At 71.4% G+C, this 26,366-nt stretch carries 21 protein-coding genes and 1 tRNA gene; 9 read left to right on the top strand and 13 right to left on the bottom strand.

Going from position 1 to position 26,366, the window contains the following annotated elements:
• The first annotated feature begins 78 nt into the window (after positions 1 to 78).
• Positions 79 to 2,352 carry a xanthine dehydrogenase family protein molybdopterin-binding subunit gene (locus AC0IY0_RS19505; RefSeq protein WP_471765058.1) on the top strand — a complete coding sequence of 758 codons (2,274 nt, stop codon included), beginning with the start codon at positions 79 to 81 and terminating at the stop codon, positions 2,350 to 2,352.
• A gap of 31 nt (positions 2,353 to 2,383) precedes the next feature.
• Here the strand turns inward: AC0IY0_RS19505 and AC0IY0_RS19500 are convergent, their stop codons facing one another.
• The 7 genes from AC0IY0_RS19500 to AC0IY0_RS19470 form a co-directional block, all read right to left on the bottom strand.
• A complete protein-coding gene (locus AC0IY0_RS19500; RefSeq protein WP_147941013.1) occupies positions 2,384 to 3,508 on the bottom strand; it encodes an aldo/keto reductase in 1,125 nt (374 codons plus the stop codon).
• A 55-nt stretch (positions 3,509 to 3,563) separates the two neighbouring features.
• Positions 3,564 to 4,244, bottom strand: a complete 681-nt coding sequence (gene larB / locus AC0IY0_RS19495; RefSeq protein WP_147909424.1) for a nickel pincer cofactor biosynthesis protein LarB — start codon at positions 4,242 to 4,244, stop codon at positions 3,564 to 3,566.
• On the bottom strand, positions 4,241 to 5,056 hold the full coding sequence (larE, locus tag AC0IY0_RS19490) for an ATP-dependent sacrificial sulfur transferase LarE (RefSeq protein ID WP_147941015.1): 816 nt from the start codon (positions 5,054 to 5,056) through the stop codon (positions 4,241 to 4,243). Before larE ends, larB begins: the two co-directional genes overlap by 4 nt.
• Complete coding sequence (gene larC / locus AC0IY0_RS19485; RefSeq protein ID WP_471765056.1) at positions 5,053 to 6,360, bottom strand: nickel pincer cofactor biosynthesis protein LarC; 1,308 nt, start codon at positions 6,358 to 6,360, stop codon at positions 5,053 to 5,055. Before larC ends, larE begins: the two co-directional genes overlap by 4 nt.
• Before the next feature lie 243 nt (positions 6,361 to 6,603).
• Positions 6,604 to 7,194, bottom strand: a complete 591-nt coding sequence (locus AC0IY0_RS19480; RefSeq protein ID WP_471765054.1) for an acyltransferase — start codon at positions 7,192 to 7,194, stop codon at positions 6,604 to 6,606.
• A gap of 190 nt (positions 7,195 to 7,384) precedes the next feature.
• Positions 7,385 to 8,095, bottom strand: a complete 711-nt coding sequence (locus AC0IY0_RS19475) for a Crp/Fnr family transcriptional regulator (protein ID WP_147909421.1) — start codon at positions 8,093 to 8,095, stop codon at positions 7,385 to 7,387.
• A gap of 311 nt (positions 8,096 to 8,406) precedes the next feature.
• The gene (locus tag AC0IY0_RS19470; protein ID WP_147909420.1) at positions 8,407 to 9,594 is read right to left on the bottom strand and encodes a YihY/virulence factor BrkB family protein; all 1,188 of its coding nucleotides are present in this window, start codon (positions 9,592 to 9,594) and stop codon (positions 8,407 to 8,409) included.
• A gap of 266 nt (positions 9,595 to 9,860) precedes the next feature.
• On the opposite strand from AC0IY0_RS19470, the gene AC0IY0_RS19465 reads away from it, so the two are divergent.
• Positions 9,861 to 10,622 carry a sigma-70 family RNA polymerase sigma factor gene (locus AC0IY0_RS19465; RefSeq protein WP_147909419.1) on the top strand — a complete coding sequence of 254 codons (762 nt, stop codon included), beginning with the start codon at positions 9,861 to 9,863 and terminating at the stop codon, positions 10,620 to 10,622.
• Between the two features lie 204 nt (positions 10,623 to 10,826).
• On the opposite strand, the gene AC0IY0_RS19460 is transcribed toward AC0IY0_RS19465, so the two are convergent.
• From AC0IY0_RS19460 to AC0IY0_RS19450, 3 genes are all read right to left on the bottom strand, one after another.
• Positions 10,827 to 11,054 (bottom strand): hypothetical protein, encoded by a 228-nt coding sequence (locus AC0IY0_RS19460; RefSeq protein WP_147909418.1) that lies wholly within the window; start codon positions 11,052 to 11,054, stop codon positions 10,827 to 10,829.
• A gap of 124 nt (positions 11,055 to 11,178) precedes the next feature.
• Entirely contained in the window at positions 11,179 to 11,466 is a 288-nt protein-coding gene (locus AC0IY0_RS19455) for a hypothetical protein (protein WP_147941831.1), read from the bottom strand.
• A 98-nt stretch (positions 11,467 to 11,564) separates the two neighbouring features.
• On the bottom strand, positions 11,565 to 12,122 hold the full coding sequence (locus tag AC0IY0_RS19450) for a metallophosphoesterase (RefSeq protein ID WP_471765051.1): 558 nt from the start codon (positions 12,120 to 12,122) through the stop codon (positions 11,565 to 11,567).
• Between the two features lie 277 nt (positions 12,123 to 12,399).
• On the opposite strand from AC0IY0_RS19450, the gene AC0IY0_RS19445 reads away from it, so the two are divergent.
• The 7 genes from AC0IY0_RS19445 (at position 12,400) to AC0IY0_RS19415 (ending at position 19,480) form a co-directional block, all read left to right on the top strand.
• Positions 12,400 to 13,089 (top strand): DNA-3-methyladenine glycosylase family protein, encoded by a 690-nt coding sequence (locus tag AC0IY0_RS19445; RefSeq protein ID WP_471765049.1) that lies wholly within the window; start codon positions 12,400 to 12,402, stop codon positions 13,087 to 13,089.
• A 39-nt stretch (positions 13,090 to 13,128) separates the two neighbouring features.
• A tRNA-Ile gene (locus tag AC0IY0_RS19440) sits at positions 13,129 to 13,204 on the top strand.
• Between the two features lie 262 nt (positions 13,205 to 13,466).
• On the top strand, positions 13,467 to 13,901 hold the full coding sequence (locus AC0IY0_RS19435) for a thiol-disulfide oxidoreductase DCC family protein (protein WP_471765048.1): 435 nt from the start codon (positions 13,467 to 13,469) through the stop codon (positions 13,899 to 13,901).
• Positions 13,898 to 14,422 (top strand): hypothetical protein, encoded by a 525-nt coding sequence (locus AC0IY0_RS19430; protein ID WP_471765047.1) that lies wholly within the window; start codon positions 13,898 to 13,900, stop codon positions 14,420 to 14,422. The genes AC0IY0_RS19435 and AC0IY0_RS19430 overlap by 4 nt, the downstream gene beginning before the upstream one ends.
• A gap of 77 nt (positions 14,423 to 14,499) precedes the next feature.
• Positions 14,500 to 14,907, top strand: a complete 408-nt coding sequence (locus tag AC0IY0_RS19425) for a FixH family protein (protein WP_471765046.1) — start codon at positions 14,500 to 14,502, stop codon at positions 14,905 to 14,907.
• A complete protein-coding gene (locus AC0IY0_RS19420) occupies positions 14,904 to 16,328 on the top strand; it encodes an efflux RND transporter periplasmic adaptor subunit (protein WP_471765044.1) in 1,425 nt (474 codons plus the stop codon). Before AC0IY0_RS19425 ends, AC0IY0_RS19420 begins: the two co-directional genes overlap by 4 nt.
• Positions 16,325 to 19,480, top strand: coding sequence for an efflux RND transporter permease subunit (locus AC0IY0_RS19415; RefSeq protein WP_471765043.1), 3,156 nt, complete (start codon positions 16,325 to 16,327; stop codon positions 19,478 to 19,480). The genes AC0IY0_RS19420 and AC0IY0_RS19415 overlap by 4 nt, the downstream gene beginning before the upstream one ends.
• A gap of 6 nt (positions 19,481 to 19,486) precedes the next feature.
• Here AC0IY0_RS19415 and AC0IY0_RS19410 read toward each other — a convergent pair whose 3' ends face one another.
• From AC0IY0_RS19410 to AC0IY0_RS19400, 3 genes are all read right to left on the bottom strand, one after another.
• A complete protein-coding gene (locus AC0IY0_RS19410; protein ID WP_471765041.1) occupies positions 19,487 to 21,484 on the bottom strand; it encodes a HAMP domain-containing methyl-accepting chemotaxis protein in 1,998 nt (665 codons plus the stop codon).
• Positions 21,485 to 21,733: 249 nt separating this feature from the next.
• Complete coding sequence (locus AC0IY0_RS19405; RefSeq protein ID WP_471765040.1) at positions 21,734 to 24,976, bottom strand: efflux RND transporter permease subunit; 3,243 nt, start codon at positions 24,974 to 24,976, stop codon at positions 21,734 to 21,736.
• Positions 24,977 to 24,986: 10 nt separating this feature from the next.
• Positions 24,987 to 26,339, bottom strand: coding sequence for an efflux RND transporter periplasmic adaptor subunit (locus tag AC0IY0_RS19400; RefSeq protein WP_471765038.1), 1,353 nt, complete (start codon positions 26,337 to 26,339; stop codon positions 24,987 to 24,989).
• Positions 26,340 to 26,366 lie beyond the last annotated feature (27 nt).

Genomic DNA, 26,366 nt, shown 5'->3' with positions numbered 1-26,366 from the left:
CCCCGCCGCCCGGCCGCGGAGCCGGGCGGCCGCTTCGGCGATTGCTCCCGGGTGAGACTGCGGACCGGGAGCGCGAACATGAAATCAGGCACGCAAGACTCCCGAAAAATCCTCGGAACGGCCCATACCCGGGTCGAGGGGGCCGACAAGGTCACCGGCCGGGCGCTCTACGCTTCCGACCGGCCCGGCCCGGAGGCGACCGCCCACGCCGCCCTGGCCACCAGCACCATCGCCCGGGGTCGGATCATCGGGTTCGATCTCGCCGCAGCCGAGCGGGTGCCGGGGATGCTGGCGATCTTCACCCACCAAACGTTTGCCGGGGCGGTGGCGCCGGTGAAGCACCTGATGGCCGGCGGCTACGCCAACAGTTCGCACCGGCCCCTCGACTCCGATGCGGTGGCGTATGCCGGCCAGATCGTCGCGTTGGTAGTGGCCGAGACCCAGGAGGCGGCCGAGGAGGCGGCCGGCGCGGTTCGGGTCTCCTACGCGGAGGAGCCGGCCTCCGGCGGCTTCGACGCCCCCGGGGCCGAGACGGTCCGGCTCGCGGACCTCAAGGCCCAGCACGCCGACATCGCCCGGGGCGACGCCGAGGCCGGGATGCGGGAGGCCGCGATCCGGGTCGAGGCGCGCTACGAGACCCCGATCCAGCACCACAACCCGATCGAGCTGTTCACCACCCGGGCGGCCTGGGACGGCGACCGCCTCACGGTGCACGAGCCGACCCGCTACGTCGGCGCCGTGCAGCACGGGCTCGCCGCGCAGCTCGGCCTCGATCCCGCACAGGTGCGGGTGGTGTCGGGGCTGATCGGCGGCCATTTCGGCTCGAAGTTCGCGCTGTCGCAGCACACGGCCCTGGTCGCCCTGGCGGCCCGCCGCATCGGCCGGCCGGTGTCGCTGGTGCCGACCCGGCGGCAATGCTTCACCATCGCCAATTACCGGCCGGAATCGCGCCATGCCATCCGGCTCGGCGCCGACCGGACGGGGCGGTTCACCGCCCTGGTGCACGAGGCCGAGACCGTGACCTCGCGGTTCGATCCGTTCGTCATGGAGGGGGCCGAGGTGACCGCGGGCCTCTACGCCTGCCCGAACATCCGGACCGAGGAGCGGGCCGTGCGGGTCGACCGCAACACCCCCGGGCCGATGCGGGCGCCCCCGGAGGTGCCGTTCCTGTTCGCCCTGGAAAGCGCTGTCGACGAGGTGGCGGTGGCCCTCGGAATGGATCCGATCGCCCTGCGTCGGATCAACGACACCGCGGTGGATCCCGTCTCCGGCAAGCCGTTCTCGACGCGGCCGCTGATGGCCTGCTTCGATGCCGGGGCGCGGGCCTTCGGCTGGTCGCGCCGGGATCCGCGCCCCGGGGCAATGCGCGACGGCCCCTGGCGGGTGGGCCTGGGCTGCGCGGCCTCGGTGCGGCCGGTGAAGATCGCCGCCGCGACCCTGCGGGTGCGGCTCGCTCCGGACGGCAGCGCGGAAGTCGCCTGCGCGCATCACGAGATCGGCAACGGCATCACCACGCTGCTCGCCATGGGCGCGGCCGAGGGCCTCGGCATTCCGGTGGAGCGGGTCGCGGTCCGGCTCGGCGACACGGCGCTGCCGGCGGCCGGCATCTCCGGCGGATCGAGCACGACGACCAGCCTGATGAACGCCCTCGCGCTCGGCTGCGGTCAGATCCGCGAGGCCCTGGCGCAGGCTGCGACGGGGCAGGGCGGTCGCCTAGCCGGCCGGGATCCGGGCACCTTGCGCCTCGCGAGCGGGCGGCTCGCGGCCCCGGACGGGAGCGGAATCGCGCTGGCCGAGGCGGTCGGCCCCGAGGGCGTCGAGACGCTCGCCGCGTTCGTACCCGCGGGGGCCGACCGGGAGAAGGCGCTGGCGGCCCTGCGGCAGGGTCATATCGGGCTGACCCTCGGCGGGGGCGGGCACGCCGTGTCCTGGGGTTTCGGCGCGCAGTTCGCGGAGGTCCACGTCCACGCCGAGACCGGCGAGATCCGGGTGCCCCGCCTCACCGGCGCCTTCGCGGCGGGGCGGATCCTCAACCCGCTGACCGCCCGGAGCCAGCTCATGGGCGGGATGATCTGGGGCCTCGGCTCGGCGCTCCTGGAGGAGACGGTTCTGGACGGTGCCGCCTATCGCAACCCGGATCTCGCCGAGTACCTCGTCCCGACCTCGGCCGACGCCCCGGCGGTCGAGGCGGTGCTGGTGCCGGACCCCGACGATCAGGTCGACGCCCTCGGGCTGAAGGGGCTTGGCGAACTCGGCATCATCGGGGTCAACGCAGCCATCGCCAACGCCGTCCACCACGCCACCGGGCGCCGGATCCGCAAGCTGCCGATCCGACTGGAGGATGTGGCGTAAGGCGACGCACGGCGTGTCCCTCGGGGAGCGGCTACTCCATCGTCGGCGCCAGCTTCTTCACGCTCTGCACGTCCTCGCCCAGCCAGGCGGCGTTCTTGGCGGTGCCGTCGAAGGTCGCGCTCGTCTTGAACAGCTCGTACTTGCCCTCCAGCGCGTAGGGCTTGGAGCGCGACAGCAGTTCGGCCACCGTGGCCTTGTCCATCGGCTTGAACGTCTTCACCGCCTCGAACGCCTGATCGAGGTCGCGCTGGTTCTGGATGCCGGTGATCACCACCGAGACCGGCAGGTTCAGCGAGAAGTGCAGGTATTCCAGCGGCTTGATCGGCGCGTCGGCCTTCAGGATCACCCCGTCGCCGAAGGTCTTCATGGCGAGCGGCGCGATGCCCTCGGCCACGAGGTGCGGCAGCACGAGATGGCCGAACGAGCGGAAATGCGCATCCATCACGTTGAGCGGCATCTGGCAGGAATCGAAGTGGAAGCCGCGCTCCTGCGCCACCGCCAGCATCTGCAGGTGGATGCGCGGGTCCTTGTGGCCGGTGAAGCCGATGTAGCGCAGCTTGCCCTGCTTCTTGGCCTCCAGGAATCCCTCCATGGCCCCGCCTTCGGCGAAGACGCGGTCGGGATCGTCGTAGCGCAGGATCTCGTGGTGCTGGACGAGGTCGATCCGGTCGGTGCGCAGGCGCAGGAGCGACTGGTCGATCTGCTTGAGCGCCTCCTCCTTGGTCCGCCCGTCCATCTTGGACATCAGGAAGACCTTGTCGCGGTAGCCGCCCTCGGCCAGGGCCGCGCCCATGCGCAGTTCGGAGCGGCCGTCGTTGTAGTCCCAGCAATTGTCCATGAAGGTGATGCCGCGATCGACGCCTTCGTGGATCAGCCGCGTCGCCTCGGCATCCGTCACCGCGCTCTTGCCGAGGTGGAACCCGCCCATCCCGATCGCGGAGATCTTTTCGGACGTCCGCCCGAACGGGCGGTAGAGCATCTCACCCCGGAGTTCGCCGGGATCGGTGACCAGCGGCAGGTCGGCCGGGTCCTGCGGCCGGGTGTTCGGAAGCGGCGGGACGCTCACGGCCGCACCCGCGCTGCCGGCGCCGGCGAGACCGGTGCCCGTAAGCCCCGCGCCGAGCACGGCGCCCTGGATGAAGCTGCGGCGTTCCATCGGATATCTCCGTTCGGGAAGGTGTCTGGTTCGGACGGTAACGGGTGGCGGGACATCATCGTTCGGCCTCCTGGGCGAGGCGGCTCGCCGCGTTGAGCAGGCGCAGGGCCGCGCAGGCGGCCCCGTAGCCGTTGTCGATATTGACCACCACGATCCCGGGGGCGCAGCTCGCCAGCACCGCGTCCAGGGCTGTGCGCCCCCCTGCGGCGACGCCGTAGCCCACGGAGGTCGGGACCGCGATCACCGCCCCGGCGACGAGGCCGCCGACCACGCTCGGCAGCGCCGCATCCATGCCGGCCGCGACGATCACCACCGGATGCGCCCGGATCTCCTCCAGACGCGTGGTCAGACGCCACAGGCCGGCGACACCGACATCGGCGAACAGCGTCGCGGATCGTCCGGCATAGCCGAGCGTCCGTAAGGCTTCCCGGGCGACCGGGACGTCCGAGGTGCCGGCCGCGACCACGGCCACCCGGGCCGGACCGGCAACCGGCGGGCCCTGCCCGAACACCGCCGTGCGCGAGACCGGACAGTAATCGAGCCGCGCCGCGTGCCCGAGCCGGGAGAACTTCTCCGGGTCGAGCCGGGTCAGAAGCAGCGAGGCACCCCGCTCGCGTGCGGCCGCCAGGATCGCGTCGATCTGCTCGGGGCTCTTGCCGGCGCAGAAGATGGCCTCCTCCAGGCCGATCCGCTCGGGCCGGGCGAAGTCGAGGGTGAATTCGTCCGCCACGCTCATGCGGGGAATGCTCCGGTCAGGAAGGCGCTGCCGACCCGGTAGGGTGCGAACCGGACGGCGCCTGAGAGGCGCGGCGGCGCGATCTCCCGGATGCCGGATCCCAGGGCGGCGCGGCGCTCCGCGTCGAGGGCGGCGAGGCTGCCGGGGTCGAGCTCCACGACCACGCCCTCGGCGCGCACCCGGCAGCGAACCGCCCGCTTGGGGCCCGCCCCGGCATCGAGGGCGCCGCCGACCAGACGCTCGACCGCGTGGATGAAGGCCAAGGTCTCCGGCTCGATCGGGATGCCGGTCTCGACCCGGCTCGACAGGCAAGGCGCGGCCGGCAACTCGGCCACCGCGCCGAGACCGAGGTCGCGGGCCAGCGCCCGCACGGCCGCCTTGTCGAACCCGGCCTCGACATAGGGGTGGCGCACCGCATGCTCCCGGGCGGCGTCGAGGCCGGGTCGGTACTCGCCGAGGTCGTCGCGATTGGCACCCGACAGGATCTGCCGGTCGGTGACGTGCCGGACCGCGCCGTACAGATTGGTCTTGCAGAAGAAGCAGCGGTTCACGGGATTGGCCCGGTAGGCCGGGTCGGCGAACTCGCCGGCTTCGATCACCCGCAGGTCCCAGCCCTCCCGGGCGGCCTCGGCCCGGACCCGCGCGGTCGCCTCCCCGGGCACGGCCGGGGAGACCGCGTGGACCACGAGGGTCGCGGCCGGTGCCAGCCGGTGGGCGAGGGTGGCCAGCGTCAGGCTGTCGACCCCGCCGCTCACCGCCACCGCGACGGGACCGAGCCCCGCCAGCACGGCTTCGAGATGCGCGCGCGTCACCGCTCCTCCTTCGTGGTCTCTCGCAGGGCGAGGCGCTCGGCCTCGCGGCGCACATGCGCCCGGGCAGTGTGGTCTCCCTGGCCCAGCGTATCGTCGGCCTCGGCCTTGGCGGTGCGCCCGCCCGGCCGGTCGACCACCTTCACCCGCACCGGCCGGCCCTCCGGCGCGACCGTGACGGCCTCCCGGCCGAGCACCGCGCGCGCGACCCGGTGGTGGCGCAGCCCGATCGTGGTGGTCTCGCGGAAGCAGGCCGCGATCGCCGCCTCCAGGTTCTCGGGCTGCACCAGGGCCTGGATATGGGCCATCATCCGGCCCTTCTTGCCCAGCACCGGCATCTGCACGACGTCGCGCATGCCGGGCTCCGCGCGCAGGCGGTCGAGGCCCATTGCCAAATCCTCCCCCGACTGGTCGTCGATCTCGAATGCGATCACCACCAGGTCGTCCCGGCCGGGATGAGCGGCGGGCGCCTCCTCCAGCACGAGGGCGCGCAGGCAATTGCTCAGGCCCGGCAGGACCCTCGTGCCGAAACCGATCCCGCTGGGCCCGAGCGTGCCGGCGGGCCGGCCGCGCCCGGGCGCCTCACCGCAGAGATGGCGCAGGATCGCCGCGCCGGTGGGGGTCACGCGCTCCCCCGGGATCCCATCGTCGAGGGTCGGAAAGCCTTCGAGCAGGAGCGTGGTGGCGGGGGCCGGCACCGGCAGGGGGCCGTGCTGGGTCCGGACCCGGCCCGAGCCCAGCGGCAGGGCCGAGACGCTCCAGTTGCGCACCTCGAGGGCGGCGATCAGGTGGGCGGCGGCGACGATGTCGGCGATCGAATCGAAGGCGCCGACCTCGTGGAACGCCACCGCGTCGACCGCGATGCCGTGGACCCGGGCTTCGGCCTCGGCGAGGTGCCCGAAGATCGCCAGCGCATGCGCCCGGACGGCCGGCGCAAGGTTCGCCCGGTCGAGATCCCCGCGGATCTCGGACCAGGGCCGGTGGCCGTGATGCGGCAGGTGGTCCGCGTGCCCCTGCGTCGGGTCGTGGGCGTGATCGTGCGTGGCATGGTGATCGTGGCGGTCCGGATGGGCCGCGTGGCCGCCGTGCCGATGCGGCGCAGGCATCTCAGCCTCGGGGGCCGAGACCGCGAAGCGCAGGCCCCGCAGGATGCCGTCGTTGTGCTGCGACGTGGTGCAGGCGATGCGCGGATCGACGGCCCGCACGCTGGCGCGCACGCCCTCGAGATGCTCGGGAAAAGCATCCAGCAACGCGGCGGCGAACATGTCGCCGGCGACGCCGCCGAGTGCGTCGAGATGGATGTGCATGGTCTGTCGGTCGGCTCGAACCGGTTGCCTGATGCGGTTCAGATCGGCCGCCGCCGGCCGAAGGCAAGGGACGCGGACCCATCGCGGCGACGCGGCGTATCGCCGTCGGTCCGGGCGGAGCCGTCGTCCGTCGGCGCGGCGGCTCCGGATTGCGCGCCGCGGAGCGGTTGGAGGGGCCCACCGAGGGTCAGCTCCGGCCGACGCGTCCTGTAGAACCGGGCCGCTGAGGCCTGACGATCCATCTCAGTTCGGGACCAGCCGCCTTATCGTCTTCGCGGGCACGCCACCGACCAAGACTCCCGCCTCGACATCCTTGGTCACGACAGATCCAGCCGCAACTATAGATTGTTCTCCGATCGTAACGCCGCACAAAATGATTGCCCCGGCTCCGATCCAGACACCGTCATGCACGATGATGTCTTTGTGGAATGTCTGACGCGTTATGCTTGTTCTATCGTGGAACGCGTCGATGACGAGATCATGCGTCGATGTTTCGAAGCTTACCCTGGAACCGACCATGCATCGATTACCGATCTCGATCCGCGCGTTCCGGCAGGCAAATCGGACATCGGAATTGATGAATGTTTGATACCCAATCGTAAGACCTCTTATAGCCTCGTCGTTGAGACTTTGTTCAAAAATGATGGGACTGGAAATATGTGATTTTGCTCCGATTCGGACGCCAATATTGCGCAACAGCGCTCGCCGCGCGCCGTTGAGCCCGTAGAAATTCGGAATCCGGTTATATACGATTAGTATAAAATAACTATATAACCGCAATAAGTAGAGCACACTCAATTCAATCGCCCATATATATCCGCCGATTGACGGCATTTGGTTAAATACTATCCTGAAAATCAATCTTTGAGCAAGCGTATCCCGCCATGGCTCAGGCGCGGATCCCGGCAGCTGCCCCGTCCGAGCGCATGTTACAGCCGCCGGCGGGGGTCCGGGCCGGTACGCCGGTCTCATGCCAGGTGTCTCAGGCCAGGTGTCTCAGGCCAGGTGTCTCAGGCCAGGTGTCTCAGGCCAGATGCAGGTAGGCTGGGTCGAACAGGCCGCGCTCCATCAACCCGTCAAGGTCGTGGATCGTCAGGCGCCGGCCCCGCAGAGCGATGAGGCCGCCGGTGCGCAGCGCCTTCAGGGTACGGTTGATATGCACGCTGGTCTGGCCGAGGGCGTCGGCGAGGTCGGGTTGGGTGATCGGCATCGGGATCGTGTTTCCCTCGGCGAGGCCGACCCGGGCGAGCCGCAGGTACAGCTCGCAGAACAGGTGCGCGAGGCGCTCGATCGCCGAACGGCGCCCGACGCTGGCGATCCACTCGCGCTGGAGCGCCGTGGTGTCGCGCATCTCGCGCCACAGGCACTCCTCCACCGCCGGCCGGGTCCGGATCGCCTCGCCGATCTGGTCCGGCGCGATCCGGGCGACCGTGACCGGCGTGATCGCCCCGATGGCGTGGTCAAGGCGAGGCCAGCGGGCCGGGGAGGGGTCGCACAGGTCGCCCGGCAGGAGCAGCGAGACGATCGCTCGCCGACCGTCCGGAAACTGCTTGTAGCGGCAGGCCCAGCCGTCGAGGATCAGGTGGGTGTGGTGCGGGTCTTCGTGCTGCCCGACGATGTCCTGACGCGGCGCGACGGGGCGGATATGCTGTCGGGCGAGGCCGTCGAGGGCGGCGCGGTCCTCGGGCCCGAGCCGGACGTGCCGCTCCATCTTCCGCACGAACGGGTTGTTCACGGCGGCCTCCGGTCAGAGGCCGCAATGCCGATGCGGTTCCGAACCGTCCGTCCATCCGTAGCTGGATCGTCCCGCCCGCGGCCGGCACGCGGCGGGTGGGCGGGCGTGAAAAGAGGGATCCGAGCAGTCGCGGCGCGCCCCAAACCACGCGACGACGCTGCCGATGGATGCCCACCGCACGAAGACGACTGTTGTCACAGGTATATTGCGGCCCGAGCGTCGAAGTCTGGTTGCACGCGACGGCTTATGCCGCGACCGGGCGTGCCCGCGCTAACCTGTGTTAACCACCGCTGAGCCCTTTGGCCGCCCCGTCACGCGGCGGCGGCTCCCACGGAATCGGCCATCTGGGCGCGTCGCGTGCCCAGGGGCTGCGGCTCACCCACGGTGGTGTCCTCGGCGGTCTGATGCTCCATCTCGGCGTTCAGCTGGGCACCGGCGAGCACGATCATGGTCGAGATCCAGATCCAGGTCATGAAGCCGATGGCCGCGCCGAGGGAGCCGTAGGTCTTGTTGTAGCTGCCGAAATGGGCGACGTACCAGGAGAACAGCAGCGACGCGACGAGCCACAGCAGGGCCGCCGCGGCGCCCCCGGGGGTGACCCAGCGCCAGCGCGGCGCGTCCCGGCTCGGACCGTAGCGGTAGAGCAGGGCGAGCCCGAGCAGGACTGCCACGAGCAGCGCCGGCCAGCGCAGCAGGGTCAGCCACCAGGCATCGGTCCCGAGCCCGACATAGGTCAGCACCACCGGCAGCACCACGACCGCGGCCAGAGCCAGGATCAGGAACGCCAGCGCCCCCGCGGTGAAGCCGAGGGAGACGACGTTGAGCAGGACGAAATTGCGCTTCTCGCGCTCGTTGTAGACGATGTTGAGGGCGTCGAAGACGTGCTTCACGCCGCCGTTAGCGCTCCAGACCGACAGGACGATGCTGACGACCAGGCTCAGGCCCAGCGCGGTGTTGCCCTTCTCGTTCAGGCGCTTGACTTGGTCGCCGATGATCTCAAGGGCGCCCTGGGGCAGGACGCCCTGAAGGCTGGCGAGTTGGTCGTTGATGGTCGAGGCGTCGGCCACGAGGCCGTAGCAGGAGACCAGCGCGGCGACGGCCGGGAAGATCGCCAGCAGGGTGAAGAAGGTGACGCCGGCCGCGATCAGCGACAGGCGGTTCTCGCCGATGTCCCGGTAGGTGCGCAGCGCGATGTCCTTCCAGCCCTTGGCGGGAATTTCGGCCGGATGGCTGGCGCCCCGCCCGCGATCGGCCTGGCGGCTCGCGACCGCCCGGGCCTCGCCGCCCTCGTGCGCGGGCGCGGGTTCCGAGGAGCCCGCGAAGGCGGACCGGCGGCCCGGCTCCGCGCCGGCCGGGGCGGAGGCAGGAGCCGGGGCGGCAGACCGCCGCGGGAACGCAACCAGGCCGACGAGCGCGGTGGCCAGCGCCAGGGTCCAGACCGTCGAGGCGTGCCCCCCGGTGTCGCGGGGCACGGTGCGATCGGGATCGGGGGAAGCCATCGACACGCCTCGCTACGGGTTCAGGAACCAAGTCCGGTCGGCCTCCGGAAGGAGACGGATCCGACAGGGAACGCCGTTGCGAGCCCGCCGGTTCGCGGGTCCGTTCGTCTTCGGCCCCGACACCTCGGCCCGTCACGCTTGCTTGTATTGGTTCGTCTCAGTGTCGCGGCAACACGGTCTAAACCCATGTTGGCGCGAGAGCCGCGTGGGCGCGCCACAAGCGAATGCGACGGGCGCGATAGGCCCGCCGTCGATGCCCGGACCTGATGCCAGACACCGAAGGCCACACCCTGCCCGATCCGGCCCGCGACATCCGGCATGGCCTGCCGGACGCGATCCGCATCCACCTCGGGACGCTGCTCGGCCTGACCTACGACGCGGTCGGCCCGACTCCGGCGGCCGCCTCGGATCGCTTTGCCGACCTGTTGGCGCGCCTGGACGCCGCGCTCGCCAAGGACCAGGCCTCAGAGCCGGTCTCGGGGGAGGTCGAACGGGAGGCCGACTTCCGCGCCGGCCTGCTGAAGGTGGTGCCGGCCCTACACCGCTTCGCCGTCTCGTTGACCCGAGACCCCGCCGCGGCCGATGACCTCGTGCAGGACACGCTGCTGCGGGGCTGGCGCGGACGAGCCGGCTTCACCCCCGGGTCCAACCTGGAGGCTTGGCTTTTCACGATCCTGCGCAACGTGTTCTACAGCCAGCACCGCAAGCAGGGTCGCGAGGTCGCGGACACCGACGGCAGCTACGCTGAGCGGTTGACCAGCGTGCCGGAGCAGGGCGGCCATCTCGACCTGCAGGACGTGCGCGCCGCCCTCGACCGGCTCGCCCCGGTGATGCGCGAGGCACTGGTCCTCGTGGCGATCGAGAACCTCAGCTACGAGGAAGCCGCAGCCGTCATGCAGTGTCAGATCGGCACCGTGAAAAGCCGGGTGTGGCGTGCCCGCGAGCAGCTCGCCCGGATGCTGGGCTACACCGGTGCCGAGATCGGCAACGACGGGGTGATGCTGTCGGTGACCGGGACGTCGGCCTGACGCCGCAGCCACGCTCTCCACCGACGAATACCCATCTTCGTCACATCACCCTCTGTATTCGACAGAAAATTTGACTTAGGTGAAGGCGCCCGGGGTCGTTCCTGGGCGACATAGGACGGGTTGGGTCGATTCGTCGTCCCGGCTCAGCTCCCGTCGGTGTGACATCCCCCCGATCCATCGACGGGAGCCCCATCCCGGATCCCCTCAGCGTCCGGTCTCGTCCGCGCGATCGGCGTCGAGCTGCTGCAGCAGCTCCGCCAGCCTCGGATCCAGCACCTCATCGATCACCGGGTCATAGAGCGCGCGCAGCTGGCGCCCCAGGCGCGTCCGCGTCTGCGCATCGAGGACCGGGGCCTCGCTTGAGACCGGGAAGACCCGCAGGGCTGTGGGGGCGGATCGCGGGGCGGCGTGCTGGTGATCGGGACGTGGCATTCCACCTACATCGGCCTGGACCGGCGCGACGGCAACCACACGCCGTCACGAAGTCCCGGGCGGCACGCGATTCCGGCGCATCGTCTTCGTCCGAACGCCGGCGGCTACGGTTCGGGACGAGGCTTCAAGCGTCGTCCTCCGGGGCGAACACTTCGCCCTGCTCGGCCAGCACGGCGTCGGCCTCGTCATGAGCGAGGACATCTGGATCGGCCCGGTCCAGGGCCCGGGCCAGCGCGCGCTCCCAATCCGGCGGCGGGGGGCTGCCCTGCGCGGTCAGGATCTCGGCGGCGCGGGCGCGCAGCCGCGCCCAGGATTCCGCATCCAGCTCGGCAAAACTGCTCCCGAGCCCGAGATCGGCGGCGGCTCGCGCGGCGGCGGCCGTCCAGGCGGGCGGAGCAAGGGGTTCGGTCATAGCGGCCTCCCGTGGCGATCGCGATCCGCTCCGGCACATAGGGCGGCCACACGAAACGACGCGGCCCGGAATTGAGATCGCGGTGCCCTCCGCGGAGGTCAGCGCAGCCCGTGCCGGGCGATCTCCTCCGGCACCAGCTCGGCCGCGTCCTGGCGCGCCAGGATGGCGTCGAGGCCGACCGGGGTGTCGTCCCAGGCATCGACGCCGACATCGCAGGAGCGGCTGGTATCGGGCAGCCAGCCGTGGCTGTGCCCGTAGAGGTGGCGGGTCTCCCGCCACAGGCCCGGCCAGGCCCGGTGCGCGTAGTGCGACAGGAACAGGCGGTGCTGCCGGCCCTGGGAATCCAGGGCCGAGATCCGGGCGCTGTCCGCGGGCGGGTCCGCCCAGGGCAGATCGAGCACGCGGTTGGAATCGTGGTTGCCCCGGATCAGCCGCTTGGTGCCGTTGAGCTGGGCGAACATCGCCGCGCAATGCTCCCGGCTCGCCCCCGCGGCGAAATCGCCGAGATGCCAGACCGCGTCGTCGGGGCCGACCACGGCGTTCCAGGCCGCGGCCAGGGCCGCGTCATGCGCCGCGACGCTGTCGTACCGCGCCTGGCGGTGGCGGAGGATGTGCGGATCGCCGAAATGCGTGTCCGCGGTGAAGAAGAGCGCCATACCGTGAGCTGTCACCGCATCCGAGGGCGCCGTCCATCATGCCCGCCTTCGCGTCCGACGCCGCTCCGAAGTGGATCGGGGCGGGCGCCCAGCAAGGCGCGCGCGGCATCGTGCCCGCCACCGGGGGATCGCACCGATCGCCGCATCGGCGGCCGGTCCCTCGGCGCTGCTCCAGATCGCGTTGCAATCGGGACCGGCTCTCAATCCTTGTCTCAACGCGCTCGCTTGCGCCGAACCGGTCTCCACTTCGGCGGCGCGCGCTCTAATCTTCGCCGCGATGCTCGACCCCACCGCCTACGCGCACCTGCTGGACGCCGCCCGGGCGCATCCACGCCTGGAGGCCGCCATCCGGCAGGCCGGCCCGCTCCGGATCGACCCGCCGCCGCACGCCTGCGTGGCCGACCGTCTGTTCGTCGAGGTCGTGAACCAGCAGCTCTCGACCCGGGCCGCGGCGGCGATCTGGTCGCGGGTCGAGGCCGCCGCGACGGCGGCGGGGTCGAGCCCGCGCGGGCTGTTCGAGGCCGGAGACCCGGCGCTGCTGCGGGGCTGCGGGATCTCGGGCAACAAGGTCCGCGCCCTTCAGGCGATCGTCGCCGCCGAGGCGGCGGGCCTGCTCGGCCCCGAACTCGCTGGACTGCCGCACACCGAGCGCGCCGCGATCCTGTGCGGCATCCGGGGCGTCGGCCCCTGGACCGCCGACATGGTCGGGATCTTCCACTTCCACGACCCGGACATCTGGCCCGAGGGCGACGTGGCGGCGGTGGGCTGCCTGCGCCGGCTCACCGACAGCACCGACACGCGCGCCGTTGCGGCCGCTTTCGCGCCGTACCGCTCGATTCTGGCCCGCACCCTGTGGCGGATCAAGGACACCACCCCGGTGGAGCCCGCAAGTCCGACTGCAAGTCCGACCGCAAGTCCGACCGCACCCCGCCCCCGGCGCCACCGCGCTCCGACGAAATCCGGGTGACGGGCGCCCCCCGATCGGCTATCCGTTCGGCTGGGCGCAGGGCCTGTAGCTCAATGGTTAGAGCCGACCGCTCATAACGGTCTGGTTGCAGGTTCGAGTCCTGCCGGGCCCACCATCCGTCCCGCAGAACCTTGCGGCCCGACAGCCTTTTCGGCCCCCTCGCGCAACCAGCTGTGTCAGCCTCGCCCGGCATCGGCACGGTTTCCAAGGCACGGGCCGGACCATCTGCGACCCTGAGACAACGTCCGCCCGCGGGGCGATCGGAGTGCTCCGGCGTTGGATCAGGGCCTGCACCGAAACCCGGTCGCTGCCGGCCCACCTCTCGTGCTGCGGGCACGGGGTGAGGTGTCGCCCGGCAAACCATGAGCGCTGATCCGATGAGCTCCGACCTGACCGTCTACTACGATGGCGGCTGCCCGCTCTGCCGGGCCGAGATCGGCCATTACCGCGACTGCCGCGGGGCCGAGCGGATCGCCTTCGTCGATATCGGGCGCGATGCGCCGGCGGCCGGCCTGGGGCCGGATCTCGACCGGGGCGACGCCCTGCGGCGCTTCCACGTGCGCGGCGCGGACGGCCGGCTCGTGTCGGGGGCGGCGGCGTTCGCGCGGCTGTGGCGCGTCCTGCCGAACTGGCGCTGGCTCGGCCGCCTCGTCGAGCTGCGCGTCTTCGGGCTGCGGCCCATCCTGCCCGTCGCGGAGGCGGCCTACCGGTTGTCCCTGCCCCTGCGGCCGCGGCTGGCGCGGCTGATCACCCGCCGAGGACGCTCAGACTGCGCGCGCGACCCGCGCGAACCGGCATCGGATCGCCGGTGAACGATGAGGCGCTTCCGCCTCGCCCCGAAAGCTGGCATCCTGACACCGTGATCCTCTGGCTGGCCCTTCGGCGGCTGCTTCCGCTTCTGGCGGTTCTCAGCCTCGCCCTGCTTCCGGTCGCCGCCCCTGCGGCGGTCGCCGGCATGCATGCGCCGACGATGGCCCGAGCGGAGCGGGCCGCGCCGCATGAGCACGGCCAAGCGATGGCGCAGAAGGACTTGGCGCAAAAGGACTTGGCGCAAAAGGACAACATGGCGGGCGCCGCCATGGACGCCATGCCCTGCTGCCCGCCCGAGGCCGCGACCCCGCCGGACCAGCAGCCCGGGGACGGGGACGGGTCCACGGGCTGTCTCAAGGGCTGCCCGCTGATGGCCCTGTGCCTCGCCGGCCTCGCCTCCTTGCCGCCGTCCGGGGTCGGCCTGCCGGTGCCGTTCGCCACCGGAGCGCCTCTGTTCGCCCGGAAGGCGGCACGGTTCGCCAGCGTGACCGGAACGCCGCCGCCCGAGCCGCCCCGAGCCTGAACCCGATGCCGCGGGCCATGACGCCCGCGTGAGGCTGCACGCCCGTGCGGCCGGCCATCGTGTTCAGGAGATTCTGTGTGACCTGCCAATCCGTTGCCCGATCCTTGGCGCGCGCCTGCACGGCCGCGCTCGTCGGCACTGCCCTGTGCGCCCCGGCCCGCGCCGCGCCGGCGGATTACCGGTTCGAACTCGTCACCCGGGAGGCCAAGGTCGGCGAGGCGGTCCTGACGGTCCGCCTGGTCGACACGCGCAGCGGCCAGCCGGTCACCGACGCGGTGATCTTCGCCAAGCGCATCGACATGGCCCCGGACAGCATGGACGAGATGACCTCGACCCTCGCGCAGCTCCCGTCCACGGAGCCGGGCCTCTACCGGTTCAGGACCAAGCTCACCATGGCGGGGGGCTGGCGGCTGTCGCTGGGCGCGAAGGTCCAGGGCGAGGCCGGCACCGTCAGCGACAAGCTCGTCTTCCAGGCCGTGCCGTGAGCCGCCCGGTTTGGCTGGCCGGAACCGTCGCCGCCCTGGCGGCGGGGGGCGCCGGCTATGGGGCGGGACGCATGGGCGGCCCCGATCCGATCCCGCTGTTCGCGCGGGCCTGGGCGGGCTTCGCCGCCGAGCCGTCCGCCGCCACCGGGCCGGTGGTCTATTACCAGGATCCGGACGGCAAGCCGGTCTATTCCCTGTCGCCGATGATGACCGAGGACGGGCGCCTGTTCCGGGCCGTCCAGGCCAGCGAGGATCTCCGATTCGACCGGCCCGCCACGGAGGACGTTCCGGGTCGGGCCGGGCCGGAGGAGGGCGACGGGCCAAAAAAAGATCCCGGCCGGACGGTGCGCTACTACCGCAACCCGATGGGCCTGCCCGACACCTCGCCGATACCCAAGAAGGATTCGATGGGGATGGACTACATCCCGGTCTACGCCGGCGGCGACCCGGACCCGGACACCGTCACGGTCTCGCCGGGCCGGATCCAGCGCACCGGCGTGCGCAGCGCCGTGGTCGAGCGCCGGGTCGTGTCCCGGCCGGTGCGGGTGCCGGGCACGGTGGCGCTCGACGAGCGCCGGGTCACCGTGGTGGCGACCCGCGCGGACGCCTATGTCGACCATGTCGAGGACGTCACCACCGGCGACCGGGTCCGGAAGGGGCAGAATCTGGTCTCGGTCTACGCGCCGGAGATCAACGCCGCCGCCGCGCAGCTCATCGCCAATCCGGGCTTCGACGGCGCCCGGCGCCGCATCCGCAACCTGAACGTCTCCGAGGCCGTGATCGCCGAGATGGAGCGCACCCGGACGGTGCCGCGGGCGATCACCTGGGCCTCGCCCCGGGACGGGCTGGTCCTGGAGCGCCGGGCCGTGGAGGGCATGAAGGCCGCGGCCGGCGACACCCTGTTCCGGATCGCCGACCTGTCGCAGGTCTGGGTGCTGGCCGACGTGCCGGAGCGCGATCTCGCCGGCATCCGCGTGGGCCAGGCCGCGACCGTGCGGGTGCCCGGCCGGACCGCCACCGGCCAGGTCGGGATGATCTACCCGCAGGTGAACCGCGAGACCCGCGCGACCCGCATCCGCATCGCGCTGCCGAACCCGGACGGGCTGCTCCTGCCCGACATGTACGCCGATGTGGAGATCGCCACGGGCTCCACCGAGCCGGTGGTGGCGGTGCCCGAGGGGGCCGTGATCGAGACCGGCGCGCGCCAGGCGGTGCTGATCGAGGCCGGGGAGGGGCGGTTCGCGCCCCGCGCGGTCGAGATCGGGCGGCGCGGCGAGGGCTACGTCGAGATCCGCGCGGGCCTCCGGGCCGGCGAGCGGGTCGTCACCGCGGCGAATTTTCTGATCGACGCCGAGAGCAACCTGAAGGCGGCGCTGGCAAGCCTCGCCGCCCCGCCGGCCGACTGGGAGGCCGGGCGATGATCGCCCGGCTGATCGCCTGGTCGGCGCGCAACCTCGTGCTCGTGCTGATCGGCACCGTCTTCGCGGTAGCGGCGGGAGTCCAGGCCCTGCGCACCCTGCCGCTGGACGCGATCCCGGATCTCTCGGACGTGCAGACCATCGTCTACACCGAGTATCCGGGCCAGGCGCCGCAGGTGGTCGAGGACCAGGTCACCTACCCGCTGACCACCGCGATGCTGACCGTGCCGCGCGCCAAGGTCGTGCGCGGGGTCTCGATGTTCGGGGTCTCGTTCGTCACCGTCATCTCCGCAGACGGCACCGACCCGTATTGGGCGCGCTCGCGGGTGCTCGAGATCCTCAACGGCGCCGGCGGCCGCCTGCCCGCCGGGGTGATCCCGACGCTCGGGCCCGACGCCACCGGGATCGGCTGGGTCTACCAATACGTGATCCTGGCCCGGCAGCGAACGCTCGCCGAGCTGCGCTCCCTGCAGGATTGGGTGGTCCGGTTCGCGGCCTCGCGCGGGGAGGGGGTGGCGGAGGTCGCCCCGGTGGGCGGCTTCGTCAAGCAGTACACCGTGGTGGTCGACCCGAACCGCCTGCGGGCGCAGGGCATCAGCCTGAACCGCCTGCGCGAGGCCATCCGGGCGAGCAACGCCGATGTCGGCGGCCGCACGGTCGAGCTGTCCGAGTTCGAGGTGGTGGTGCGCGGCCGGGGCTACCTCAAGGGCACCGCAGACATCGGCGCCGTCGTGCTCAAGACCGACAACGGCACGCCGGTGCGGGTGCGCGACGTCGCCCGGGTCGAGATCGGGCCCGACGAGCGGCGCGGGATCGCCGAACTCGACGGGGCCGGCGAGGTCGCGGGCGGCATCGTGGTGCAGCGCTTCGCCGCCAACGCCCGCGCCGTCATCGCGAGCGTCAAGGATCGCCTCGACGAGATCGCCAGGAGCCTGCCGTCGGGCACCGAGATCGTGCCGGTCTACGACCGGTCGCAACTCATCGACGCCGCGATCGCGACGCTGACCCACACCCTGGTCGAGGAATGCGCGATCGTCGCGCTGGTCTGCGTCGTGTTCCTGCTGCACCTGCGCAGCGCGCTGGTGGCGATCCTGATGCTGCCGGTGGGGATCCTGATGGCGTTCGCGGCGATGCGGGCGCTCGGGCTCGGCGCCGACATCATGAGCCTGGGCGGCATCGCCATCGCGGTCGGGGCGATGATCGACGCCGCCATCGTGATGATCGAGAACGCCCACAAGCACCTGGAGCGCGCGCCGCCGGGCCGGCCGCGCGCCGAGATCCTGGTCGGGGCCGCCGCCGAGGTCGGGCCGTCGCTGTTCCTGTCGCTCCTGGTGATCACCGTCTCGTTCCTGCCGATCTTCAGCCTGGAGAGCCAGGAGGGCCGGCTGTTCGGGCCGCTCGCCGTCACCAAGACCTTCGCGATGGCGGCGGCGGCGCTGCTGTCGGTGACCCTGGTGCCGGCGCTGATGATCCTGTTCGTGCGCGGCCGGATCGTCCCGGAGCACCGCAACCCGGTGAATCGGCTGCTGATCGGGGTCTACCGGCCGCTGATCGCCGCGGTGCTGCGGGCGCGGATCCTGACGCTCGTCCTGGCGCTCGGGATGCTGGCCGCCACGATCTGGCCGGCGCGCCAGCTCGGCTCGGAATTCATGCCCGAGCTCAACGAGGGCACGCTGCTCTACATGCCCACGACCCTGCCGGGCCTCTCCATCACCAAGGCGGCCGAGCTGCTGGCGACCCAGGACCGGATCATCAAGACGTTCCCGGAGGTCGCCTCGGTCTACGGCAAGGCGGGACGCGCCGGCACCGCGACCGACCCGGCGCCGCTGGAGATGTTCGAGACGATCATCCGGCTCAAGGCCCCGGAGGCGTGGCGGCCCGGGGTGACGCTGGCGAGCCTGCGGGCCGAGATGGACAAGGCCCTGCAGTTTCCCGGCGTGTCCAACGCCTGGACCCAGCCGATCCGGGCCCGGATCGACATGCTGGCCACCGGCATCCGCACCCCCGTGGGCGTCAAGCTGTTCGGCCCGGACCTCGCCGCCCTGGAACCGGTCGCCCGGACGGTCGAGGCGGCAATCCGCACGGTCCCGGGCACCGCGAGCGCCTATGCCGAGCGGGTGGTGGGCGGCACCTTCCTCGACATCACCCCCGATCGGGATGCGCTCGGCCGCTACGGGCTCACCGTCGGCGACGTCCAGGACGTCGTTGCCACCGCGCTCGGCGCCGCGACCGTCACCACAACCGTTGAGGGGCGCGAGCGCTACGGCGTCAGCGTGCGCTACCCGCGGGCCCTGCGGTCCGACCCGCAGGCGATCGCCGATGACGTCCAGGTGGCGCTCCCGGGCGGGGGGACCGTGCCGCTCGGGGCGGTCGCGACGATCCAGCTCGTACGCGGGCCGACGTCGATCCGGAGCGAGAACGGGCGGCCCGCGCTCTACCTCTACGTCGACATCGCCGGGCGCGACCTCGGCGGCTACGTCGCGGAGGCGCGGGACGTGGTGGCGCGCGCGGTACCGCTGCCCGAGGGCGTGACGCTCCAGTGGAGCGGCCAGTTCGAGGCCCTGGAGCGGGCCGAGGCCCGGCTGCGGATCGTCGTCCCGGCGACCCTGCTGGTGATCGTGCTGCTGCTCTACCTCGTGTTCCGCCGGGTGACCGAGACGCTGATCGTGCTGCTGTCGCTGCCCTTCGCGCTGGTCGGCGGCGTCTGGCTGATGTGGGCGATGGGGTTCCACCTGTCGGTCGCCGTGGCGGTGGGCTTCATCGCGCTGGCCGGCGTCGCCGCCGAGACCGGGATCCTGATGCTGGTCTATCTCGACCAGGCGCTCGCCGAGCGGCGCGCGGAGGCGGCCCGCGCCGGGCGGCCCCTCACCCGCGCGGACCTGCGCGCGGCCATCATGGTCGGGGCGGTGGAGCGGGTCCGCCCGAAGATGATGACCGTCGTGGCGATCATGGCCGGCCTCCTGCCGATCCTGTGGAGCACCGGCGCGGGCTCCGAGGTGATGCAGCGGATCGCCGTGCCGATGATCGGCGGCATGGCCTCCTCGACGATCCTGACCCTGATCGTGATCCCGGCGGTCTACGCCCTGGTCAAGGGCAGGGGCCTGCCGGCGGAGGCCGACCCGCCGGGTGCGGAGGCGGTCCGGGCCGCGGCGTGATGGGGTTCACGCCGCCTGGATATCCCGCAGGAAGCCGTCGACCGCCTGTTTGACCTTCAGCGATTGCGCGGTCAGTTCGGCGGCGGCGTTCAGCACCTGTGCGGCCGCGCTGCCGGTCTCGCCCGAGGCGGAGAGCACCCGGGCCACGTTCGACGAGACGTCCTGCGTACCCCGGGCCGCCTCGCCGGCATTGCGCGAGATCTCGCTCGTCGCCGCGGTCTGCTGAACCACGGTCGAGGCGATCGAGCCGCTGATCTCGTTGACCGTCGCAATCGTGCGGGCGATCTGCTCGATCGCCTCCGCGGCCTGTCCGGTAGCGGCCTGGATCGCCGCGATCTGGCCGCTGATCTCCTCCGTGGCCCTGGCGCTCTGCCCAGCCAGCTCCTTGACCTCGGCGGCGACCACCGCGAAGCCGCGGCCCGCCTCCCCGGCCCGCGCCGCCTCGATGGTCGCGTTGAGCGCCAGCAGGTTGGTTTGCCCGGCGATACCCGAGATCGTCGTCACCGCGGCGCCGATCTGCTCTGCGGCGAGCCGCAGGCTGGCCATGGCGGCGTTGGTGGTCTCGGCCTCGTGCGCGGCGGTACCGACGACCTCGCTGGCGCGGACGACCTGGCGCTCGATCTCCTGCAGGGACGAGACCATCTCCTCGGCGGCCGCCGCCACGGTCTGGACATTGGCCGAGGTTTGCTCGGCAGCGGCGCTGGAGGCCACCGCCTGGCTGTTGGTTTCGTCGGCGACCTGGGTCATCGAGCGCGCCGTCGCGTCGAGCTCGGTGGCGGCCCCGGTGACCACCTGCAACGCGGCGGACACGTCCTGCTCGAAGGTCTTGACCAGTTGATCGACCCGCTCGACCCGGCTCAGGCGGGCCGCCTGCTCGGCCGCCTGGGCGGCCTCCAGCTCGGCCCGGGCGATGGCGTTCTGGCGGAACACCGCCACCGCCTTGGCCATGGCGCCGATCTCGTCCGTGGCGTCCTGAGACGGCACCGCGACGGCGGTGTCGCCCTCGGCCAGACGGCGCATCGCCTGCGTCATCCCGGCCACCGGGCCGATGATGCTGCGCCCGATCACGAGGCTCAGCCCGCCGCCCAACACCAGCGCAAGCCCGACGAGCACCATCTGGACGGCCCGCGCCCACGCCACCGCGGCGTCCACGACGCGAGCATTCTCCGCGACCGCGGCGTCGATCATGGCGCGCGCGGCGTCACAGCGCTCGCCGATCGTGGTTGCGGACGGCTTGATGCTGGTCTCGAACACCGTCTTCAGCCCGTCCAGGGCCGTCACGGTCGTCTGGAAGTTGGTGCGATAGGCCGTCAGATTCTCGATCACCGCCTTGGTCAGGGGGGCGAAGACGACGGCGCCCTCGGCCTCTTGGAAGACCTTGAGGGCCACCTCGGCCGTCTCGACATTCTTCGCGAAGGTCGCCGGCCCCACCGGATCGAACGTCGCCAGGAAGCGCCAGTTGGCGACGCGGACCAGGAGCACGGCGCTCTCGACGGCCTGCGCCCGGACGAGCAGCGATTCGCTGGCCCGCGCGCGCACCGCGGCCACCAGGGTGTTGGTCGCGCTGGTCAGCGCGTCGCCGCCGGTGAACAGGTGCGCCTTGGCCTGGGTCAGGGAGCCCCCGGCCGTCGCGAGGCGATCCAGCTCCGGCTTCAGGGCGCGGGCATGGTCGCGGATTTCGCGATAGATCTTTCGACGCGTCTCCACGAGCGAGCTTTCGATGAGCTTCTCGCCAGTCTCCTCAATCTCGCGCCGCGTCTGCTCCAGGACGGTGATTTGCTCGGGCGAAGGCGCGAGGCGGTACTGCTCGGCGAGGGCGGTCAGGCGTCCGGAAAGGCCATTATCCACCAGGATCAGGCGCGCGATCTGCTCCAGGTGGCCGCGGGCAGCATATTGCTCGTTAACGAGCCCCTGCTGATAGATGGAGTATCCCCCAATAGAGCCAGCGATCAAAACGATGAGTGCGAACCCCGCATAGAGTCTCCGCCGAATACCGAATCTCATTGGGAATTTACTCTGAAGACTACCGCAGCTTATTCGCGATTCGCTTAGAATATTTCACGCTAATTTGACAACTTGTCAAGTCCCAGACATGACTTTGTGAAATTTTGATCATTCCATCTGAGTTTCGTTACGACCATTTTTCGCCGTGTTAAATTTAGACAATTCACTATAGATCCGAATCATTAAATATATTCAGAAAAAATCCCAATATTCATACAAATATCCGGACCGGCACCGGCGGATGCAGGGTCAGTGCATGCCTCCTTTGATCGCGTCGTCCGTCCTATGCTTCGTAGGGCCTGAACCATCGCCCCGGCCGAATCGCGCGTAGAGGGCCGGCAGGACCACCAGGGTCAGCAGGGTCGCGCTGATCAGGCCACCGATCACCACCGTGGCGAGCGGCCGCTGCACCTCGGCACCCGTGCCGGTGGCGAGCGCCATCGGGACGAAGCCCAGGGACGCGACCAGGGCGGTCATCGCCACAGGCCGCAGGCGGGTCACGGCCCCCTCCAGGATCGCCGCCCGCAGGGGCCGGCCCTCGGCGACGAGCTGCTTGATGAAGCTCAGCATCACCAGGCCGTTCAGCACCGCGACGCCCGAGAGCGCGATGAACCCGACCGCGGCCGGCACCGACAGCGGCATGCCCCGCAGCCACAGGGCCGCGATCCCGCCGGTGAGCGCCAGCGGCACCGCGGAGAACACCAGGAGCGCGTCGCGCGCGCTGCCGAGCGCCGAGGTCAGCAGCAGGAAGATCAGGCCGAAGCAGACCGGCACCACCAGGGTCAGGCGCCGCCGGGCCGAGGCGAGGTTCTCGAACTGGCCACCCCAGGTCACGTAGGAGCCGGCCGGCAGCGCGACCTGCTCGGCGACCTTCGCCTGCGCTTCGTCTACCAGCGAACCGATGTCCCGGCCGCGCACGTTGGCGGTGACGACGACACGCCGCTGGCCGTTCTCCCGCGAGATCTGGTTCGGCCCCTCGGTCACCGAGAAGCTGGCGACCTGCCGCAGCAGCACGGAGGCGACCTTGCCGTTCGGTACCGGGGGGAGGGGGACGGGCAGGTTCTCCAGGGCCTCGCGGTCCTCCCGGACGGCGTCGGTCAGGCGCACCACGATCGGGACGCGCCGGTCGCCCTCGAACACGGAACCGGCCTCCCGGCCGCCGATCGCGGCGCCGATCACCTCCTGGATCGCTCCGGTGCTGAGGCCCAGCCGCGCCGCCTCGGTCCGGTCGATCCCGATCTCGAAGACCGGCAGGCCGGCGATCTGCTCGACCTTCACGTCGTCGGCCCCGTCGATGCCACGCAGGATCGCGGCGATCTGGTTGGCGGTCTTGAGCATCGGCTCGAACGCGTCGCCGAACACCTTGACGGCGAGGTCGCCCCGGGTCCCGGCCAGCAGCTCGTTGAAGCGCAGCTGAATCGGCTGGGAGAACTCGTAGATGTTGCCGGCGAGTTCGCCCACGGCCGCCTCGATCTGCGCCTGCAGGGCCGCCTTGGTGAGCGTGGGATCGGGCCACTCCGCCTGCGGCTTCAGGATCACGAAGGTGTCCGAGGCGCTCGGCGGCATCGGGTCGGAGGCGATCTCGGCGGTGCCGGTCTTCGAGAACACGGTGGCCACCTGCGGGAAGCCCGCCACGACCTCCTCGACCTTGAGCTGCATCGCCTGCGACTGGGTCAGGGAGGTCGAGGGGATCCGGCTGGCGTTGAGCGCGATGCTCTTCTCGTCAAGGAGCGGGATGAACTCGGTGCCGAGCCGGGCCGCCAACAGGCCGGCCCCGGCCAGCAGCAGCAGGGCCGCCCCCAGGAACGGCGCCGGCGCCCGGATCGCCGCGGCGAGCAGCGGCCGGTAGGCCGCCTTCAGGCCCCGGATCAGCGGGTTGTCGGCCTCGGTGACCTGGCCGGTGATCACGATGGCGATCATGGCCGGCACGAAGGTCAGCGACAGGACGAACGCGCAGGCCAGCGCGAGGATCACGGTCAGCGCCATCGGCTCGAACATCTTGCCCTCGACCCCCGTGAAGGTCAGGAGCGGCCCGTAGACCAGGATGATGATCGCCTGCCCGTACAGCGACGGCCGGATCATCTCCTCGGCCGAGGCCCGGACCGTCTGCAGGCGCTCCTCCAGGGTGAGTCCGCGGCCCAGCGCCTGCTGGCGCTCGGCGAGGTGGCGCAGCGCGTTCTCGGTGATGATCACCGCGCCGTCGACGATCAGGCCGAAATCCAGGGCGCCGAGGCTCATCAGGTTGGCCGAGATTCTGGCCTCGACCATGCCGGTCACCGTCATCAGCATGGCGACCGGGATCACCAGGGCCGTGACCAGGGCCGCCCGGATGTTGCCGAGCAGCAGGAACAGGACCGCGATCACCAGGGCCGCGCCCTCGGCGAGGTTCCGGGCCACCGTGCGGATCGTGGCCTCGACCAGGACCGTCCGGTCGAGCACCGTCCGCACCACGATCCCGGGCGGCAGCGTCCGCCGGATCTGAGCCATGCGGGCCTCGACCGCGGCCGCGACCGTGCGGCTGTTCTCGCCGATCCGCATCAGGGCGGTGCCGATCACGGCCTCCCGGCCGTCCACGCTGCCCGAGCCGGTTCGCAATTCGCGCCCGAACCGCAGGGCTGCCACGTCCCGGACCCGCACCGGCACGCCACCCCGCGTGGCCACCACCACGTCGGCGATCGCCTCCATGCTCTCCAGCCGGCCCGCGGCGCGCACGACGTAGCCCTCACCGTTATCCTCGAGGTAGCGGGCGCCCTGGTTGGCGTTGTTGGCCTCGAGCGCCCGGACGACGTCGCCGAAGGACAGGTCGAGAGCGGTCAGCTTCGTCGGGTCCGGCTGGACGTGGTACTGCTTCTCGTAGCCGCCGATGCCGTCGACCCCGGCCACCCCCGGCACGGTGCGGATCTGGGGCCGGATGATCCAGTCCTGCACGGTGCGCAGGTAGGCGTTCCGCTCCAGCTCGGTGGCGAGACTCTGGCCCTCCGGGGTCAGGTAGCTCCCGTCCGGTTGCCAGCCCGGCCGGCCCGCGGGGGCGACCGTCCGGCCGCCGGGCTTGGCGTACTGGACCGACCACATGGTGATCTCGCCCAGCCCCGTGGAGATCGGGCCCATATGCGGCTCGGCGCCGGGCGGCAGGTCGCCCTTCACCTGCGACAGGCGCTCGGCGACCTGCTGGCGGGCGAAGTAGATGTCGAGCCGCTCGTCGAAGACCGCGGTGACCTGCGAGAAGCCGTTGCGCGAGAGCGAGCGGGTGTGGTCGAGCCCCTTGATGCCGGCGAGCGCGGTCTCGACCGGATAGGTCACCTGACGCTCGATATCGACCGGCGACAGCGACGGCGCCAGGGTGTTGATCTGCACCTGGTTGTTGGTGATGTCGGGCACCGCGTCGATCGGCAGCCTGGTCAGCGCCGTGGCGCCGAAGCCGGCCGCCAGCAGCACGAGGAGCAGGACCAGCCAGCGCTGGCGGATCGCGACGTCGAGGATGCGGCTGAGCATGTCCGGCGCCTCAATCGTCGTGGCCGGCTTCGGCCTTGCCGAGCTCGGCCTTCAGCAGGAAGGTGTTGCCGACCGCGATCTCGGTGCCGGCTGCGAGGCCCGCGGTGACCGCGTAGGATTCGTCGTCGGAGCGCCCGAGCTCGACCGAGCGCATCGCGAAGCCCTCCGGCGTGCGGACGAAGACCACACGCGCACCCGCCACGGTCTGGAGCGCCGCCTTGGGCACCCGGACCGGCACGGGATCCCGGTCGATCTCGATCTCGGCGGTGACGAAGGTACCGGGGCGCCAAGCCAAGTCGGCGTTGGGCAAGGCGACCACGACCCGGGCCGAGCGGGTCTCCGGGTTGAGGAACGGGCTCACGAAGATCACCCGGCCCTCCTGGTGGCGGCCGCCGCCCTCCCGGCCCGGGGTGACGGTGACGCGGGCGCCCTCCTGCACCCGGGCGAGGTCGAGGGTCGGCACCGACAATTCGATCCAGACGGTGGAGAGGTCGGCCACCAGGTAGATCTCGGCCGGGTCGCCCTCCTTGCCGACCGCCGAGCCGACATCGACCTTCCGCTCGACCACGCGACCGGCGAACGGCGCGCGCAGCTCGTAGCGGCGCAGGGTCGAGAGCATCGGGGTCGCCTCGTCGCGCTTCTGCGCGGCCGCGACCGCGGTGGCGTCGAGCCCCAGCGCCGACAGCTTCTGGCGCGCCAGGTCAGCCCGCAGCCGGGTCTCGAGGAACGCCGCGCGGGCGCTCTGGAACGCCGATTCCGAGGCCGAGCGCGAGGCCAGCAGCTTCTGCTGGCGCTCGAAGTTGATCGTCTGGAGTTCGACCTGGACCAGGGCGGTCAGGTACTCGCTCTTGGCGTCGGCGACCTCCCGGCTGTCGAGCACGGCCACGACCTCGTCCTTCTGGACGGCGTCGCCCAGGCGCTTGCGCATCTCCGCGACGGTCCCGACCACCCGGGCGGGAACCCGGGCGATCCGGTCGGTATCGGGGGTGATGGTGCCGGGGACGAGGAGGTGTCGGGCCAGCGTGCCGCCGGTGACCGGCGCGACCGCGATGCCCTGCGCCGCGACCTGTTCGGGCCGCATCCGGATCACGCCCGCCTCGGCGTGCTCGTGGTCCGGATGCCCTTCACTCTGGTGCGCCTGGTTCTGGAATTCTCGCCCTTCCGGCGCGGCGGCCCGCGTCGGGCCATGATCGTGATCGTGCCCGGCGGGCTCGGAGCCGGGATGGCCGGTGGCTCGGGGCAGGCCGACCGCCCCGAGGCTGTCCCGGACGAAGCCGGACACGCCCGGAACCGCGGCCCCGACGACGATGCCGGCGGCCAGGAGGAGAGCGGAGAGGAGGAGAACGGACATACGGAGACGCATGGAGGCCTGCTCGGCCGGGACCGCGGC

It is taken from the genome of Methylobacterium sp. AC315, from assembly GCF_979253755.1.
The sequence above is the reverse complement of the archived record's forward strand: the minus strand, read 5'-3'. Positions and strand labels throughout refer to the sequence as shown.

Excerpts from the sequence above, each read along its gene's own strand:
- AC0IY0_RS19405 (WP_471765040.1), bottom strand. The coding sequence starts at position 24,976 with ATGCTCAGCCGCATCCTCGACGTCGCGATCCGCCAGCGCTGGCTGGTC.
- larC (WP_471765056.1), bottom strand. The coding sequence starts at position 6,360 with ATGCACATCCATCTCGACGCACTCGGCGGCGTCGCCGGCGACATGTTC.
- AC0IY0_RS19460 (WP_147909418.1), bottom strand. The coding sequence starts at position 11,054 with ATGCCACGTCCCGATCACCAGCACGCCGCCCCGCGATCCGCCCCCACA.
- AC0IY0_RS19415 (WP_471765043.1), top strand. The coding sequence starts at position 16,325 with ATGATCGCCCGGCTGATCGCCTGGTCGGCGCGCAACCTCGTGCTCGTG.
- AC0IY0_RS19505 (WP_471765058.1), top strand. The coding sequence starts at position 79 with ATGAAATCAGGCACGCAAGACTCCCGAAAAATCCTCGGAACGGCCCAT.
- AC0IY0_RS19400 (WP_471765038.1), bottom strand. The coding sequence starts at position 26,339 with ATGCGTCTCCGTATGTCCGTTCTCCTCCTCTCCGCTCTCCTCCTGGCC.
- larB (WP_147909424.1), bottom strand. The coding sequence starts at position 4,244 with ATGAGCGTGGCGGACGAATTCACCCTCGACTTCGCCCGGCCCGAGCGG.
- AC0IY0_RS19455 (WP_147941831.1), bottom strand. The coding sequence starts at position 11,466 with ATGACCGAACCCCTTGCTCCGCCCGCCTGGACGGCCGCCGCCGCGCGA.
- AC0IY0_RS19445 (WP_471765049.1), top strand. The coding sequence starts at position 12,400 with ATGCTCGACCCCACCGCCTACGCGCACCTGCTGGACGCCGCCCGGGCG.
- AC0IY0_RS19435 (WP_471765048.1), top strand. The coding sequence starts at position 13,467 with ATGAGCTCCGACCTGACCGTCTACTACGATGGCGGCTGCCCGCTCTGC.
- AC0IY0_RS19410 (WP_471765041.1), bottom strand. The coding sequence starts at position 21,484 with ATGAGATTCGGTATTCGGCGGAGACTCTATGCGGGGTTCGCACTCATC.
- AC0IY0_RS19500 (WP_147941013.1), bottom strand. The coding sequence starts at position 3,508 with ATGGAACGCCGCAGCTTCATCCAGGGCGCCGTGCTCGGCGCGGGGCTT.
- AC0IY0_RS19465 (WP_147909419.1), top strand. The coding sequence starts at position 9,861 with ATGCCAGACACCGAAGGCCACACCCTGCCCGATCCGGCCCGCGACATC.
- AC0IY0_RS19480 (WP_471765054.1), bottom strand. The coding sequence starts at position 7,194 with ATGCCGTCAATCGGCGGATATATATGGGCGATTGAATTGAGTGTGCTC.
- AC0IY0_RS19470 (WP_147909420.1), bottom strand. The coding sequence starts at position 9,594 with ATGGCTTCCCCCGATCCCGATCGCACCGTGCCCCGCGACACCGGGGGG.
- AC0IY0_RS19450 (WP_471765051.1), bottom strand. The coding sequence starts at position 12,122 with ATGGCGCTCTTCTTCACCGCGGACACGCATTTCGGCGATCCGCACATC.